The sequence below is a fragment of the Variovorax sp. efr-133-TYG-130 genome (genome assembly GCF_030208835.1).
In the GTDB taxonomy this organism is placed as follows: domain Bacteria; phylum Pseudomonadota; class Gammaproteobacteria; order Burkholderiales; family Burkholderiaceae_C; genus Variovorax.
This window is the reverse complement of sequence record NZ_JARVTD010000031.1, coordinates 188,260-203,063: the sequence shown is the minus strand read 5'-3', so window position 1 is coordinate 203,063 and position 14,804 is coordinate 188,260. Positions and strand designations below refer to the sequence as shown.

General features: G+C 68.0%; 13 protein-coding genes and 1 riboswitch. Of the genes, 11 read left to right on the top strand and 2 right to left on the bottom strand.

Annotation, left to right across the window (positions count from 1 at the left end; all coding sequences use genetic code 11):
- The first annotated feature begins 4 nt into the window (after nucleotides 1–4).
- The 7 genes from can (at nucleotide 5) to iaaH (ending at nucleotide 8,872) form a co-directional block, all read left to right on the top strand.
- Nucleotides 5–739, top strand: a complete 735-nt coding sequence (can, locus tag QRN67_RS26425) for a carbonate dehydratase (protein WP_285414245.1) — start codon at nucleotides 5–7, stop codon at nucleotides 737–739.
- A 41-nt stretch (nucleotides 740–780) separates the two neighbouring features.
- Nucleotides 781–2,601, top strand: coding sequence for a bifunctional isocitrate dehydrogenase kinase/phosphatase (gene aceK, locus QRN67_RS26420; RefSeq protein WP_081269636.1), 1,821 nt, complete (start codon nucleotides 781–783; stop codon nucleotides 2,599–2,601).
- 56 nt (nucleotides 2,602–2,657) lie between these two features.
- Nucleotides 2,658–3,842, top strand: coding sequence for an acetyl-CoA C-acyltransferase (locus QRN67_RS26415; RefSeq protein WP_285414243.1), 1,185 nt, complete (start codon nucleotides 2,658–2,660; stop codon nucleotides 3,840–3,842).
- Nucleotides 3,843–3,927: 85 nt separating this feature from the next.
- Entirely contained in the window at nucleotides 3,928–5,178 is a 1,251-nt protein-coding gene (locus tag QRN67_RS26410) for a glutamate carboxypeptidase (protein ID WP_081269638.1), read from the top strand.
- A 118-nt stretch (nucleotides 5,179–5,296) separates the two neighbouring features.
- Complete coding sequence (locus QRN67_RS26405; RefSeq protein WP_285414242.1) at nucleotides 5,297–6,427, top strand: acyl-CoA dehydrogenase family protein; 1,131 nt, start codon at nucleotides 5,297–5,299, stop codon at nucleotides 6,425–6,427.
- Nucleotides 6,424–7,257, top strand: coding sequence for a metallophosphoesterase (locus QRN67_RS26400; RefSeq protein WP_285414241.1), 834 nt, complete (start codon nucleotides 6,424–6,426; stop codon nucleotides 7,255–7,257). The genes QRN67_RS26405 and QRN67_RS26400 overlap by 4 nt, the downstream gene beginning before the upstream one ends.
- Nucleotides 7,258–7,354: 97 nt before the next feature.
- Nucleotides 7,355–8,872 carry an indoleacetamide hydrolase gene (gene iaaH, locus QRN67_RS26395; RefSeq protein ID WP_285414240.1) on the top strand — a complete coding sequence of 506 codons (1,518 nt, stop codon included), beginning with the start codon at nucleotides 7,355–7,357 and terminating at the stop codon, nucleotides 8,870–8,872.
- 22 nt (nucleotides 8,873–8,894) lie between these two features.
- Here the strand turns inward: iaaH and QRN67_RS26390 are convergent, their stop codons facing one another.
- The gene (locus QRN67_RS26390; RefSeq protein ID WP_285414239.1) at nucleotides 8,895–9,653 is read right to left on the bottom strand and encodes a helix-turn-helix transcriptional regulator; all 759 of its coding nucleotides are present in this window, start codon (nucleotides 9,651–9,653) and stop codon (nucleotides 8,895–8,897) included.
- Nucleotides 9,654–9,788: 135 nt separating this feature from the next.
- Here QRN67_RS26390 and QRN67_RS26385 point away from each other — a divergent pair, with 135 nt between their 5' ends.
- From QRN67_RS26385 to QRN67_RS26370, 4 genes are all read left to right on the top strand, one after another.
- Nucleotides 9,789–10,223 carry a YchJ family protein gene (locus QRN67_RS26385; RefSeq protein ID WP_106936708.1) on the top strand — a complete coding sequence of 145 codons (435 nt, stop codon included), beginning with the start codon at nucleotides 9,789–9,791 and terminating at the stop codon, nucleotides 10,221–10,223.
- Between the two features lie 26 nt (nucleotides 10,224–10,249).
- A riboswitch (TPP riboswitch) is annotated at nucleotides 10,250–10,355 on the top strand.
- A 91-nt stretch (nucleotides 10,356–10,446) separates the two neighbouring features.
- Nucleotides 10,447–12,330 carry a phosphomethylpyrimidine synthase ThiC gene (thiC, locus tag QRN67_RS26380; RefSeq protein WP_285414238.1) on the top strand — a complete coding sequence of 628 codons (1,884 nt, stop codon included), beginning with the start codon at nucleotides 10,447–10,449 and terminating at the stop codon, nucleotides 12,328–12,330.
- Between the two features lie 32 nt (nucleotides 12,331–12,362).
- Entirely contained in the window at nucleotides 12,363–13,055 is a 693-nt protein-coding gene (locus QRN67_RS26375) for an HAD family hydrolase (protein WP_106936710.1), read from the top strand.
- A 54-nt stretch (nucleotides 13,056–13,109) separates the two neighbouring features.
- On the top strand, nucleotides 13,110–13,436 hold the full coding sequence (locus QRN67_RS26370; protein WP_285414237.1) for a thioredoxin family protein: 327 nt from the start codon (nucleotides 13,110–13,112) through the stop codon (nucleotides 13,434–13,436).
- 307 nt (nucleotides 13,437–13,743) lie between these two features.
- Here the strand turns inward: QRN67_RS26370 and QRN67_RS26365 are convergent, their stop codons facing one another.
- Nucleotides 13,744–14,772: an AraC family transcriptional regulator gene (locus tag QRN67_RS26365; protein ID WP_285414236.1), complete on the bottom strand. Its 1,029-nt coding sequence runs from the start codon at nucleotides 14,770–14,772 to the stop codon at nucleotides 13,744–13,746.
- Nucleotides 14,773–14,804 lie beyond the last annotated feature (32 nt).

The window sequence follows — 14,804 nt, the reverse complement described above, 5'->3', positions numbered from 1 at the left end:
GACTATGTCCGACACCGATAACCTCAACGACCTCTTCGCCCACAACCGTGCCTGGTCCGCCCAGATGGAGCGTGACCGCCCCGGCTTCTTCACCGGCCTGGTGAAGCAGCAGACGCCGCGCTACATGTGGATCGGCTGCTCCGACAGCCGCGTGCCCGCCAACCAGATCACCGGCCTGGAACCGGGCGAAGTGTTCGTGCACCGCAACGTGGCCAACATCGTGGTGCACTCCGACCTGAACGCGCTCTCGGCGATCCAGTTCGCGGTCGAGCACCTGAAGGTCGAGCACATCATGGTGGTCGGCCACTACGGCTGCGCGGGCGTCAAGGCCGCGCTCAGCGGCAAGCGCATCGGCCTGGCCGACAACTGGATCCGCCACATCCAGGACGTGCGCGACCGCCACCACGTGATGCTCGAGAGCCTGCCCGACGAGGAAGCCCGCGTCGATGCGCTGTGCGAGCTCAACGTGGCCGAGCAGGTGGTCAACGTGGCCGTCAGCACCGTCATGGTCGACGCCTGGGCGCGCGGCCAGAAGGTCCGCATCCACGGCTGGACCTTCGGCGTGCACGACGGCCTGCTGCAGGACCTCGGCCTGAGCGTGGACGGCACCCAGCCGCTCGACGCCATCTACAAGGCCGCGGTGCAGCGCATCCGCCACAAGTGGAGCAAGCCCGGGGCATCGGTGAAGTCGATCACGGCGGCGCAGCCCGAGGTCGACGGCACCACCGCGGCCACCTGAGCGGCGGCAGCGCCGTCGTCCTCCACCCCGTCCGTCCCGCCATGTTCCCGCAGCGTCTCGATTCGCCGCTGGCCTATGACATTGCGAAGGCGATGATGGACGGCTTCAACCGGCACTACCGGTTGTTCCGGGCCGAGTCGGCGCGTGCCAAGCACCGCTTCGAAACCGCCGACTGGCACGGCCAGCAGCGTGCGCAGCGCGAGCGCATCGAGTTCTACGACCTGCGGGTGAGCGAGGCCGTGGCCCGACTCGAGAAAGAGTTCAAGGCCGGCGAGCAGCCCATGGACGTGTGGCACCAGGTCAAGCTGCACTACATCGGCCTGCTGGTGAACCACCACCAGCCCGAGCTGGCCGAGAGCTTTTTCAACTCGGTGACCACCAAGATCCTGCACCGCGCGTACTTCCAGAACGACTTCATCTTCGTGCGCCCGGCCATCAGCACCGAGTACATCGAGCCGCGCGGCGCGCCCACCTATCGGCCCTACTACCCGTCGCCCGACACGCTGGCCGACACCGTCGAGCAGATGCTCGACGACTTTTCCCTGCTCGGCAGCTTCGCCAACAAGCGGCGCGACGCACAGCGCGTGGCGCATGTCATCCTGAACCGCTTCCACCAGGTCAAGCTGCGCGCCAACTTCCAGCTGCAGGTGCTGTCGGGCCTGTTCTTCCGCAACAAGGGCGCGTACGTGGTCGGCAAGATCATGAACGGCTTCACCGAGATCCCGTTCTCGCTGCCCATACTGCACGACAGCCGCGGCAGGTTCTACATCGACGCTGCCCTGTTCGGCGAAGACGACCTGCAGATGCTCTTCAGCTTTGCGCGCGCGTACTTCATGGTCGACATGGAAGTGCCCTCGGCCTGGGTGCAGTTCCTGCGCTCGCTCATGCCGCGCAAGCCGCGCGCCGAGATCTACAACGCGCTCGGCCTCGCCAAGCAGGGCAAGACGCTGTTCTACCGCGACTTCCTCTCGCACTTGAACTACTCGAGCGACCGCTTCCGCATCGCGCCCGGCATCAAGGGCATGGTCATGCTGGTGTTCGACCTGCCGTCGTTCCCGTTCGTGTTCAAGGTCATCAAGGACTTCTATCCGCCGCAAAAGGACACCACGCGCGAGCAGATCAAGGGCAAGTACATGCTCGTGAAGCAGCACGACCGCGTGGGCCGCATGGCCGACACGCTGGAGTACAGCGACGTGGGTTTTCCGCTCGACCGCTTCGAGCCCGGGCTGATCGAGGAGATCCGCAAGTTCGCGCCCAGCCAGCTCGAGATCGGCGACCGCGACGGCAACGGGGAAATGGAGCTGGTGCTCAAGCACGTGTACATCGAGCGGCGCATGATCCCGCTGAACATCTACCTGCAGGAAGCCTTCGACACGCTGGCCCATCCCGAGAGCCCGGCGCACGCCAGGCGCGCGAAAGAGCAGCTCGAGCATGCGGTGGTGGAGTACGGCAATGCCATCAAGGACATGGTGGCGGCCAACATCTTTCCCGGCGACATGCTGTGGAAGAACTTCGGCGTCACGCGCGGCGGCAAGGTGGTGTTCTACGACTACGACGAGATCGAATACGTCACCGACTGCAAGTTCCGCAAGGTGCCCGAGCCGCGCAACGAGGAAGAAGAAATGAGCGGCGAGGTCTGGTATTCGGTCGGCCCGAAAGACGTGTTCCCCGAAACCTTCGAGCCCTTCCTGCTGGGCAACAAGGACGTGCGCGAGGCCTTCATGGCCCACCACGCCGACCTGCTCGACGCCGCCTTCTGGCAGCACCACAAGGAACGCATCCAGGCCGGGCAGATGCTCGATGTGTTCCCCTACGAAGAGTCGCAGCGCTTCCAGCACGAAGGGCACGCGACGCACTTCTGACCCGTACGGCCGTTTTCGATTTCCGCTTTCACATCATTCCTGAAGGAGACCTCCACATGTCCGAATCCATCGTCATCGTCGGCCTTGCCCGCACCCCCATGGGCAGCTTCCAGGGCGACTTCTCGTCGCTCTCCGCGCACGACCTGGGCGGCGCCGCCATCAAGGCCGCCGTCGAGCGCGCGGGCATCGCGCCCGGCAGCGTGGGCGAAGTGCTGTTCGGCAACTGCCTGATGGCCGGCCAGGGCCAGGCCCCGGCTCGCCAGGCGGCCTACAAGGGCGGCCTGCCCGACAGCGCGGGCGCGGTCACGCTCAGCAAGATGTGCGGCTCGGCCATGAAGGCCGCGATGCTGTCGCACGACCTGCTGCTGGCCGGCACGCACGACGTGATCGTCGCGGGCGGCATGGAAAGCATGACCAACGCGCCCTACCTCATGCTCAAGGGCCGCGGCGGCTACCGCATGGGCCACGACCGCATCTTCGACCACATGATGCTCGACGGCCTCGAAGACGCCTACCAGCCGGGCCGCTCGATGGGCACCTTCGGCGAGGACTGCGCCGCCAAGTACAAGTTCACGCGCGAGCAGCAGGACGCCTTCGCCATCGCCAGCGTCGAGCGCGCCAAGAAGGCCACCGAGACCGGCCTGTTCAAGGACGAGATCGTGCCCGTCACGGTCAAGGGCCGCGGCGGCGACACGGTGGTCTCGGTCGATGAAGGCCCGGGCAAGGTCAAGCTCGACAAGATCCCCACGCTCAAGCCCGCGTTCAAGAAAGAGAACGGCACCATTACCGCCGCATCGAGCTCGTCCATCAACGACGGCGCCGCCGCGCTGGTGATGATGACGGAGTCGCATGCCAAGAAGATCGGCGCCAGGCCCATCGCCCGCATCGTCGGCCATGCCACGCACGCGCAGCAGCCCGAGTGGTTCTCCACCGCGCCCGTGGGCGCTGTCGCCAAGCTGTTCAAGAAGACCGGCTGGGCCGTGAAGGACGTGGACCTGTGGGAAGTGAACGAAGCCTTCGCCGTGGTGCCGATGGCGCTGATGCACGAGCTCGACGTGTCGCACGAGATCGTCAACGTGCACGGCGGCGCCTGCGCGCTGGGCCACCCGATCGGCGCCAGCGGCGCGCGCATCATGGTCACGCTCATTCACGCGCTGAAGGCGCGCGGCAAGAAGCGCGGCGTGGCCACGCTGTGCATCGGCGGCGGCGAAGGCACCGCCGTGGCACTCGAATTGCTATAAGAGCAGCGTCGGGAGCGTCCGAGCACGGGCGCTCCCGGCTTTTTTCATTCAGACATTCAAATAAATGCGTAGAGCAGGAGATTTCATGCGCCCATCCATCCACCGTACCGCCATTGCCGCCTTGCTGGCCGCCGCTTTCCTGGCGCCCGCCGCCAGCTGGGCCCAGAAGCGCGACAACGTGCTGTTCCAGGCTGCCACCGACGAGCAGCCCGCGGTGATCAAGACGCTGGAGAAACTCGTCAACATCGAGACCGGCACCGGTGACGCCGAAGGCATCGCCGCCGCCGGCAACTACCTCGAGGGCGAACTCAAGAACCTGGGCTTCACCGTCACGCGCAGCAAGTCGGCCGGCATCGTGGTGGGCGACAACATCGTGGGCAAGATCAAGGGCCGCGGCGGCAAGAACCTGCTGCTGATGTCGCACATGGACACGGTGTACCTGAAAGGCATCCTCGCCAAGGCTCCGTTCCGCGTCGAGGGCGACAAGGCCTACGGCCCGGGCATCGCCGACGACAAGGGCGGCAACGCGGTCATCCTGCACACGCTCAAGCTGCTCAAGGAATACGGCGTGCGCGACTACGGCACCATCACCGTGCTGTTCAACACCGACGAGGAAAAAGGCTCCTTCGGCTCGCGCGACCTGATCCAGGAAGAAGCCAAGCTGGCCGACTACGTGCTCTCCTTCGAGCCCACCAGCGCTGGCGACGAGAAGCTCTCGCTCGGCACCTCTGGCATCGCGTACGTGCAGGTCAACATCACCGGCAAGGCATCGCATGCGGGCGCGGCGCCCGAGTTGGGCGTGAACGCGCTGGTCGAGGCCTCCGACCTGGTGCTGCGCACGATGAACATCGACGACAAGTCGAAGAACCTGCGCTTCAACTGGACCATCGCCAAGGCCGGCAACGTGTCGAACATCATCCCGGCCACCGCCACGCTGAACGCCGACGTGCGCTATGCCCGCAACGAAGACTTCGACGCCGCCATGAAGACGCTGGAAGAGCGCGCGCAGCAGAAGAAGCTGCCCGAGGCCGACGTCAAGGTGATCGTCACGCGCGGCCGCCCGGCCTTCAATGCTGGTGAGGGCGGCAAGAAGCTGGTCGACAAGGCAGTGGCGTACTACAAGGAAGCCGGCGGCACGCTGGGCGTGGAAGAACGCACCGGCGGCGGCACCGACGCGGCCTATGCCGCGCTCTCCGGCAAGCCCGTGATCGAAAGCCTGGGCCTGCCGGGCTTCGGCTACCACAGCGACAAGGCCGAGTACGTGGACATCAGCGCCATCCCGCGCCGCCTGTACATGGCCGCCCGCCTGATCATGGACCTCGGCGCCGGAAAGTGAATGGTGCCCCCCGGCTTTTCACTCGCCTTGCTCGTGTAACTCCACCCCCCGAGGGGGAGGCGCGGTCCGCCTTGGGGCGGCCCGGCGGCGACCGCCTCTTCACATAGAAGGAACTGCCATGTTGTTGACAGCAGACCAGGAAGCCATCCGCGACGCGGTGCGCGATTTCTCTCAAGCCGAGCTGTGGCCCAACGCCCCCAGGTGGGACCGCGAGCACAGCTTTCCGAAGGAAGCGCACCACGGCCTCGCGGCGCTGGGTGCCTACGGCATCTGCGTGCCCGAGGAGCATGGCGGCGCCGGCCTCGACTACCTCACGCTGGCGCTGGTGCTGGAAGAAATCGCGGCCGGCGACGGCGGCACCAGCACGGCCATCAGCGTGACCAACTGCCCCGTCAACGCCATCCTCATGCGCTACGGCAACGCGCAGCAGAAGAAGCAGTGGCTCGAGCCGCTGGCGCAGGGGCGCATGCTCGGCGCCTTCTGCCTCACCGAGCCGCAGGCCGGCAGCGATGCGTCGAGCCTGCGCACCACGGCGCGCAAGGACGGCGACGCCTACGTGATCGACGGCGTCAAGCAGTTCATCACCAGCGGCAAGAACGGCCATGTGGCCGTCGTCATTGCCGTGACCGACAAAGGCGCGGGCAAGCGCGGCATGAGCGCGTTCCTGGTGCCGACCGACGCGCCCGGCTACAACGTCGCGCGCCTGGAAGACAAGCTGGGCCAGCACAGCAGCGACACCGCGCAGATCAACTTCGACGGCTGCCGCATCCCGGTGGAAAACCTCATCGGCGCCGAAGGCGAGGGCTACAAGATCGCCCTCGGCGCGCTCGAGGGCGGGCGCATCGGCATTGCAGCGCAGAGCGTGGGCATGGCGCGCAGCGCCTTCGACGTGGCGCTGGCCTATGCCAAGGAACGCCAGGCCTTCGGCGGTTCGATCTTCGACCAGCAGGCCGTTGGCTTCCGCCTTGCCGAATGCGCGACGCAACTCGAAGCGGCGCGCCAGCTCATCTGGCATGCCGCCGCGCTGCGCGACGCCGGCCGGCCCTGCCTGAAGGAGGCGGCCATGGCGAAGCTCTTCGCCAGCGAGATGGCCGAGCGCGTGTGCAGCGCCGCCCTCCAGACGCTGGGCGGCTACGGCTACGTGAACGACTTCCCGCTGGAGCGCATCTACCGCGACGTGCGCGTGTGCCAGATCTACGAAGGCACCTCGGACATCCAGAAGCTCTTGATTCAACGCGCGCTGGCGTGAACCGGCGCAGCGGACGGCGGTGGGGCTGGATTGCCACGGCATGCGTGCTGGCGGGGCTCGCGCTATGGGGCTTCGTCATCGAGCCGCGCTGGGTGGCCGTGCGTGTAGAACCCCTGGGCTCATCTGCATGGCAGGCGCCGCCGGGACTGAAGGTGGCGGTGGCGAGCGACTGGCACCTTACCTCGCGTTCGGCATGGCGCGTCAACGGCCTTGGGCGCGCCGCAAGCGTCGTGGACGACATCAATGCAGCGCAGCCCGACATCGTGCTGCTGCCCGGCGACTTCCTGGCTGGCTCGGGTGGCGACGAGTCGCTGCCCATCGAAGACATGGCCGTGGTGTTCGGCCGCCTGAAGGCGCCGCACGGCGTGTATGCAGTGCTCGGCAACCACGATTGGTGGCATGACGGCCAACGCATCGCCAAGGCACTGGCCGCGCAGGGCATCCGGGTGCTGGAAAACGCTTCGGTGCAAGTGCCCGGCCACGACCTCTGGGTGGTCGGTATCGGCGATCACTCGACCGGCCATTCGGACCCGATGCGCGCGCTGGCCGGCGTGCCGTCCGAGGCAGCGACACTGGTCATGATGCACGACCCCTTCAGCCTCGCGACCATGCCGCGCACAAGAGGCCTCGTGGTCGCGGGGCATACGCACGGCGGACAGGTCAGCGTGCCGGGCCATGGCGCACTGATCGTGCCCGGCGCGGCGCCGCGCGAATGGGCCTACGGCTGGATCTCGCACAAGGGCAGGCGCATGTACGTAACCAGCGGCCTCGGCGTGAGCATCCTGCCGGTGCGCTTCAACATGCGGCCCGAGTGGGTGATGTTCCGCTAGCCGGTTACCCATCCGTCAGCCTGTCATCGGTTTCGACGACAGACAACCGCGCGACGCAAGCGCAGCATGGCGGCCTCTCTTGTCGGAGGCCTTCGCCATGTCCATTTCAAAATCCGTTCCCGCCACCGCCCTGGCCCTGCTGTGCCTTGGCGCCCCCAGCCTGCCGGCGCAGGCGCAGACCGCCGCCGCGCCTGACATCGCCATGCTGACCGCGACCGAAGCCGCGAAGCAGCTGTGCGCCGGTACCGTCACCAGCGAGCAGCTGGTCACGGCCTACATCGCCCAGGCCAAGGCCAGGGCGAACCTCAATGCCTTCATCGCGCTCGACGAAGCCGGCGCACTGAAGCAGGCGCGCGCCGCCGATGCGCTGCGCAAGCGCGGCGGCAGTTGCAAGCCGCTCGCGGGGCTGCCCGTGGCCATCAAGGACAACATCCAGGTGCAGGGCCTGCCCGCGACAGCCGGCACGCCTGCGCTCAAGGGCTTCGTGCCCGGCGCCGATGCCCCCGTGGTGGCCAGGCTGCGCGCCGCCGGCGCGGTGGTGCTCGGCAAGACCAACATGCACGAGCTGGCCTTCGGCGTCACCGGCTACAACCCCGCGTTCCAGAGCGGGCCCGAGGTGGGCGTGCGCAATGCCTACGACGCGAGCCGTATCGCGGGCGGCTCTTCTTCGGGCAATGGCGCGGCACTCGGCGCGCGCATGGTGCCGGCCGCGCTCGGCACCGACACCGGCGGCTCGGTGCGCATTCCGTGCGCGTTCAACGGCTGCGCGTCGTTGCGCCCGAGCATGGGCCGCTATCCGCAGCAGGGCATCGCGCCGATCTCGCACACGCGCGACACGGCCGGGCCGATGGCGCAGTCGATGGCCGACGTGGCGCTGCTCGACGGCGTGATCGCCGGCGGCAAGCCGCTCCGGCCCGCCGACCTGAAGCGCGTGCGGCTCGGCGTGGTGCAGGCTTTCTACGCCAACCTCGATGCCGACACGCGCGCCGCCACCGACGCCGCGCTGGCCAAGCTGCGCGCGGCCGGGGTCACGCTGGTGGATGTGGAAATGCCGAAGCTGATGGAGCTCAACGGCGCGATCGGCTTTCCGCTCGCGCTCTACGAGGCGAACGACGACATGGCGGCCTACCTCGCGAAGTACCGCACTGGCATGGACATCGCGCAGCTCGCCGCAGGCATTGCCAGCCCCGACGTCAAGGGCACCTTCGACGCCTTCGTGATCCCGCGCAAGCTGCCGGCGCCCACCGGCACGGTCGATGCGAAGCCGGTGTACGACAACGCGATGCGCGTCGCCCGCCCCGCGCTGCAGAAGCTCTACCGCGACACCTTCGCCAGCAACAGGCTCGACGCGCTGGTGTTCCCGACCGTGCCGCGCGTGGCGCTGGCCGCGGCGCCCGAGGCCAGCAGCCCGGAGAACTTCGGCGCGCTGATCCAGAACACCGACCCGGGCAGCAACGCCGGCATTCCGGGCGTGCAGTTGCCTTCGGGCCTCGGCGCGACGACGGGCCTGCCCGTGGGGCTGGAACTCGACGGCCCGGCCGGCAGCGACCGCAAGCTGCTGTCCGTGGGACTCGCCGTGGAACAGGTGCTCGGCCGGCTGAACGCGCCCAAATAGGCAGGCAAGCCGGCGTGCGTGTTCAGCGCCCGGCCGGCGGCGCGCTCCAGCCCGCGAGCGCCGCGCGGCGCTCGATGCCCAGCTTGTCGAAGATGCGCCGCAGGTAGGTGCGCACGGTGGGCACGCCCACTGCCATGCGCCGCGCGATCTCCTTGTCGGTGAGCCCTTCGCGCACGCAGCGGGCCACCTCCTGTTCACGCACGCTCAGCAAGGCCCATGCGGCTTCGCGCGTGTCGCTCGGGGCGGCTGAAGCGGCTGCCCGCTGCGCCCGCAGGAGCGCCCCGGCGAACGCCGGCTCGATCAGGTCCAGCAGCGCCTTCTCGTGGTCGCCGAAATCGCCGCGTCCCTTGCGCCGCCAGATGCGCAGGTCGCCCAGCGCGCGCTCGCCCTCGAAGGCATGCAGGTTCATGCCCCAGTGCAGGCCGTCGCGCGAGAGAAAGTCGTTGAAGAACGGGGTGCGCATCAGGGCGCGCTGCGGCATCACCTCGGTCACGCGCGTGGCGCGGCGGCGCGACTGCAGCACGAAGGTGATCGGGTCGTTGTGCTGGTGCCATTGCGCATAGCTGTCGAGGTTGGCGGGCTCCATGTTGATCGCCACGCGCGCGCCGAAGCTGCGGCTGCCCGCATCCCACACGAACGAGGCGAACTGGTCCGCGCGCAGCAGGTCGAGCAGCGCCCGGCCCAGGCTTTCGCGAATATCGCGCTCGTTGCCGGCGGCGTCCTGCGCCAGCAGCGTGAAAACGCCGCGCAACGCCTGCTGTTCAGTGCCTGTGAGGTACATCGCGGTTCTTCCGGTGGAATCGCTGTGAAGCTAGCGTTTAGCAAGCGCCGCGCCAAGGGTGAATGCCCTCGGCGCGGCACCCCGGGGCTTGCCCTCTCGGCACCCGGCCCGCGAGGTGTTCCAATAGCGGTCTTCATGAGTGCCATCGATCCCACCACCGGACCTTGTCCCTGCGGCCGTACCGACCGCCGCGACAAGCCCATCGGCTACGCCCTGTGCTGTGGCCGCTATCTCGACGATTTCGAGAACACGCCGGCGCCGGACGCCGAATCGCTGATGCGTTCTCGCTACTCGGCCTTCGTGCTGGAGCGCGGCGAGTACCTGCTCGCCACCTGGGACGCGGCCAGGCGCCCGGCCTCCATCGAGTTCGAGCCCGGGGTCAAGTGGCTGGGGCTGGACATCCGTTCGCGCTCCGTGCTCGACGCCGACCACGCCGAGGTCGAGTTCGTCGCCCGCCAGCGCAGCGCGGCCACCGGCGCCGCGACCCGGCTGCACGAGCGCAGCCGCTTCGTGCGCGAGGGCGCGCGCTGGTTCTATCTCGACGGCGACCTGCAGCAGCCCCTGGCTTGACGCGCCGCCCGGCGGCTCGCACAATCGGCCCCGCTCCGGGGTGCACGCATGTGGCGTGCTGAGATGGCAAAGCTGCCGACCCGCGAACTTGATCCGGGTCATACCGGCGTAAGAAGAGCTGCACTCCCTGACTCCGGTCCGTCACTCCCCCTTCCGTGACGGGCTTCCCGAAGTCCACCGAGCGATTGCGGAGCACCCTTTTCCTCAACAAGGAGTGCCTCCGATGAATGCCCCCGACAAGTTCACCTCGCTGCTTTCGCTCACGCGCGAGCCCTTTCCCGCGTCCCACAAGTGCGTGATTCCGGGCAGCCGGCCCGACCTGCAGGTGCCGGTGCGCGACGTGCTGCTGACCAACGGCGAGACCGTCTCGCTCTACGACACCTCCGGCCCCTACACCGACCCCAAGGTCGAGATCGACGTGCGCCGCGGCCTGCCCGACGTGCGCGGCGCCTGGGTCATCGAGCGCAATGACACTGAAAGTTACGAGGGCCGCTCGCACCACGCGCTGGACGACGGCGCCAAGAACGAAGACCGCGACGCCCAGCGCCTGGCCGAGCTGCGCGCCGGTGCCTCGGCGCTGCAGCGCCAGCCGCGCCGCGCGAAGTCGGGCGCCAACGTCACGCAGATGCACTACGCGCGCCGCGGCATCGTCACGCCCGAGATGGAGTACGTGGCCCTGCGCGAGAACGGCAAGCGCGAGTGGATGGCCGAGTACCTCGCCAACGAGGAGCGTGCGAAGCGCGTGGCGGGCAACCCCATGGGCGCGAGCATTCCGCGCATCATCACGCCCGAATTCGTGCGCGACGAGGTGGCGCGCGGCCGCGCCATCATTCCGGCCAACATCAACCACCCCGAAGTCGAGCCGATGGCCATCGGCCGCAACTTCAAGGTGAAGATCAACGCCAACATCGGCAACTCGGCCGTCACCTCGAGCATCGAGGAAGAGGTCGAGAAACTGGTGTGGGCCATCCGCTGGGGCGCCGACAACGTGATGGACCTGTCGACCGGCAAGAACATCCACACCACGCGCGACTGGATCGTGCGCAACTCGCCGGTGCCCATCGGCACCGTGCCCATCTACCAGGCGCTGGAGAAGGTGGGCGGCGTGGCCGAAGACCTCACCTGGGAGATCTACCGCGACACGCTGATCGAGCAGGCGGAGCAGGGCGTCGACTACTTCACCATCCACGCCGGGCTGCGCCTGCCGTTCATCCACCTCACGGCCGACCGCATGACGGGCATCGTGTCGCGCGGCGGCTCGATCATGGCCAAGTGGTGCATCGCGCATCACAAGGAGAGCTTCCTCTACACGCACTTCGAGGACATCTGCGACATCATGAAGGCCTACGACGTGAGCTTCTCGCTCGGCGACGGCCTGCGCCCCGGCTCGGGCGCCGACGCCAACGACGAGGCGCAGTTCGCCGAGCTGCGCACGCTGGGCGAGCTCACGCAGATCGCCTGGAAGCACGACGTGCAGACCATGATCGAAGGCCCGGGCCACGTGCCGATGCACATGATCCAGTCGAACATGGACGAGCAGCTCAAGCATTGCCACGAGGCGCCGTTCTACACGCTGGGGCCGCTGACAATCGACATCGCGCCGGGCTACGACCACATTGCCAGCGCCATCGGCGCGGCCATGATCGGCTGGGCCGGCACCGCGATGCTCTGCTACGTGACGCCCAAGGAGCACCTGGGCCTGCCCGACCGCGACGACGTGAAGCAGGGGATCATTGCCTACAAGATCGCCGCGCATGCGGCCGACGTGGCCAAGGGCCACCCGGGCGCGCGCTCGCGCGACGACGCGCTGAGCAAGGCGCGCTTCGAGTTCCGCTGGCAGGACCAGTTCAACCTGGGCCTGGACCCCGACACCGCGCGCGAATTCCACGACGAGACCCTGCCCAAGGACTCGAGCAAGGTGGCGCACTTCTGCTCCATGTGCGGCCCCAAGTTCTGCTCGATGAAGATCACGCAGGAAGTGCGCGAGTACGCCGCGAAGAAGGGAGTGGCCGAAGCCGAAGCCATGACCGAGGGCATGGAAGAGAAGTCGAAGGAATTCATGGCGGGCGGCGGCGAGATCTACATCCCGATCAAGGCCGTGTCCTGAGCTTGCAGCGGGGTCGTTGCTACCATGGAGGCATGACCCCTTTTCCCTTTTCCGCGGTCCTGTTCGACTGCGACGGCGTCCTCGTCGATTCCGAACCCATCACCAACCGCGTGCTCGCCGAGATGCTCGGCGAGCTCGGCTGGCACCTCAGCACCGAGGAATCGATGAACACCTTCACTGGCAAGGCGGTGAAGGACGAGGCCGCGCTCATCGAGTCGAAGACCGGCGTGAAGATCACCGACGAGTGGCTGCGCAGCTTCCGTGCGCGGCGCAACGAAGCACTGGAGCGCGACCTCGTCGCGATTCCGAACGCACCGGCCGCCATCCGCGCGATCCACGCGCGGCTCAAGGGCCGCATCGCCTGCGCCTCGGGCGCGGACCGCCACAAGGTCGAGCTGCAGCTGGCCAAGGTCGGCCTGCTGGACTGCTTCCAGGGCCGCATCTTCAGCGGCCATGAAATGCCGCGTTCCAAGCCGCATCCCGACGTGTACCTGGCGGCAGCCGAGGCGCTGGGCGTCGATCCGCGCCGCTGCGCGATCGTCGAGGACACCGTCACCGGCGCGATGGCGGGCGTGGCCGCGGGCGCGACCGTGTTCGGCTACAGCACCGGCGAATCGGGCCACAGCGGGCCGGGGCCGCTGCTGAGCGTGGGCGTGGTGCGCGTGTTCAGCGACATGGCCGAATTGCCCGCGCTGCTTTCAGGCTACGACCTGCAGGCGGCCTGAGTTTCTGGTGCAATGAAGGGCATCGACAGCCCTTCAGCACAGGAACATCGCCACATGACTTCCGAATACAAGACCGAGCAACCCGACCGCGCCGAGATCGATGCGCTCACCGGCCCCGCCGTGGTCGAGTTCGGCACCAACTGGTGCGGCATCTGCAAGGCCGCGCAGCCGAACATCGCGGAAGCATTTGCCAAATATCCGGACGTGCGCCGCATCAAGGCCGAAGACGGCAGCGGCCGGCCGCTGGGCCGTTCGTTCAACGTGCGGCTGTGGCCCACGCTGGTGTTCATGCGCGACGGCAAGGAAGTCGCGAAGCTGGTGCGGCCGGAAGACAGCCAATCCATTGCCGACGCGCTGGCGTCCATCACGCAGTCGGCCTGACGACTCAGTGGGTTGTGTCGATTCGGGGCGACGCTCACGCCGACGGGGTACCTTGCTCCGCGAATGTCCCCCGCCCTTCGGGCTCCTCCTTTATTTCGCTGCGCAAGGCACCCCATCGTCGTGAGCGTTGGACAGAGCGCCGGTTGATCGGCCGAGCGCCAGCGGCGCGCCCCGTGCTCAGGGCGTCGGGTGCTCCCCGCAGCGAAATAAAGGAGGAGGCCGCAGGCCGGGGGACATTCGCGGAGGGGAGTACCCGATGCCCTGAGCACACGCCCCGAAGCAACAACGGCGCCCAAACGCGCCCCCGCTACAACCCCAGCTGCCGAAAGTCCCTCGGCGCATGCCCCGTCCACTGCAGGAACGCGCGTGAAAAGCTCTTCTCGTTGCGGAACCCCACCGCCAGCGCCACCTGCTTGATCGGCCGGGTGGTGCGCCGCAGCAGCTCCACGGACAGCTCATGGCGCACCTCGTTCTTCAGCGTCTGCAGCGACGTGCCTTCCTCGTGCAGCTGCCGGTGCAGCGTGCGGCCCGACACGTTCAGCAGCCCCGCCAGCGCCTCGGCCGTGGTCGCCTCGCTGGCGCGCGATCGCAGCAGCTCGCGCACGCGCTGCCCCAGCAGACGGTCGCGCCGGTACTGCAGGATGGTCAGCGGCAGTGCGCGCTTGAGCATGGCGCGCAACGCGCGCTCGTCGCGCTGCAGCGGCAGGGCGAGGTAGCGCTCGTCGAAGCTGATGCTCGCCTGCGGCGCGTCGAAGCGCACCTCCGGCGTGAACATCGGCGCATAGGCGTCGCTGTGCGGTGGAGCGGCAAACGGAAAGCCCGCGCTGCGCAGCGAGATGCGCGAATCGATCGCCCAGCACATGTAGCCGTGCATGAAGCGCAGGCTCGTCACCAGGCAGAACTCGCGGAAGGCCTCGTTCAGCGGGCGGTTCTCTGTGATTCGCAGGGTGGCCACGCCGCCCGCCACATCCAGCGCCAGGCCGATGTCCTCGGTCAGCAGGCGGTGGTGGCGGCACCAGCGCTTGATGGCCACGCCCAGGTCGGGCGAGGTGAGCGAGGCGCGGCACAGCATGCCGTAGCTGCCCCAGGGCAGGCGCCGCGCGAACCAGCCCAGGGCCTCGTCGTCCAGCTCCTGCATGGCGTGTTCCGACAGCGCCTCGAACTGCGCGGCCGTCACCCGCGCGCCCGGCCGGGCCAGCTCGCGCGGCGTGATCTGTGCCGCCTTCAGGGCCTCGGCCGGGTCCATGCCGTAGCGCTCGTAGCCCTGCACGATGGCTCTCACGAAGGCCATCGGCGTGACGGCGCGGGCGGGTCTGAGGAAGGACGGGGACGACATGGCTTTGCGGATCGGTCGTGGCGCAATTTGCA

Bases quoted from the DNA above. Each gene is read 5' to 3' on its own strand.
- can (WP_285414245.1), top strand. From the start codon at position 5: ATGTCCGACACCGATAACCTCAACGACCTCTTCGCCCACAACCGTGCC.
- QRN67_RS26365 (WP_285414236.1), bottom strand. From the start codon at position 14,772: ATGTCGTCCCCGTCCTTCCTCAGACCCGCCCGCGCCGTCACGCCGATG.
- iaaH (WP_285414240.1), top strand. From the start codon at position 7,355: ATGTCCATTTCAAAATCCGTTCCCGCCACCGCCCTGGCCCTGCTGTGC.
- aceK (WP_081269636.1), top strand. From the start codon at position 781: ATGTTCCCGCAGCGTCTCGATTCGCCGCTGGCCTATGACATTGCGAAG.
- QRN67_RS26390 (WP_285414239.1), bottom strand. From the start codon at position 9,653: ATGTACCTCACAGGCACTGAACAGCAGGCGTTGCGCGGCGTTTTCACG.
- thiC (WP_285414238.1), top strand. From the start codon at position 10,447: ATGAATGCCCCCGACAAGTTCACCTCGCTGCTTTCGCTCACGCGCGAG.
- QRN67_RS26370 (WP_285414237.1), top strand. From the start codon at position 13,110: ATGACTTCCGAATACAAGACCGAGCAACCCGACCGCGCCGAGATCGAT.
- QRN67_RS26415 (WP_285414243.1), top strand. From the start codon at position 2,658: ATGTCCGAATCCATCGTCATCGTCGGCCTTGCCCGCACCCCCATGGGC.
- QRN67_RS26410 (WP_081269638.1), top strand. From the start codon at position 3,928: ATGCGCCCATCCATCCACCGTACCGCCATTGCCGCCTTGCTGGCCGCC.
- QRN67_RS26405 (WP_285414242.1), top strand. From the start codon at position 5,297: ATGTTGTTGACAGCAGACCAGGAAGCCATCCGCGACGCGGTGCGCGAT.
- QRN67_RS26375 (WP_106936710.1), top strand. From the start codon at position 12,363: ATGACCCCTTTTCCCTTTTCCGCGGTCCTGTTCGACTGCGACGGCGTC.
- QRN67_RS26385 (WP_106936708.1), top strand. From the start codon at position 9,789: ATGAGTGCCATCGATCCCACCACCGGACCTTGTCCCTGCGGCCGTACC.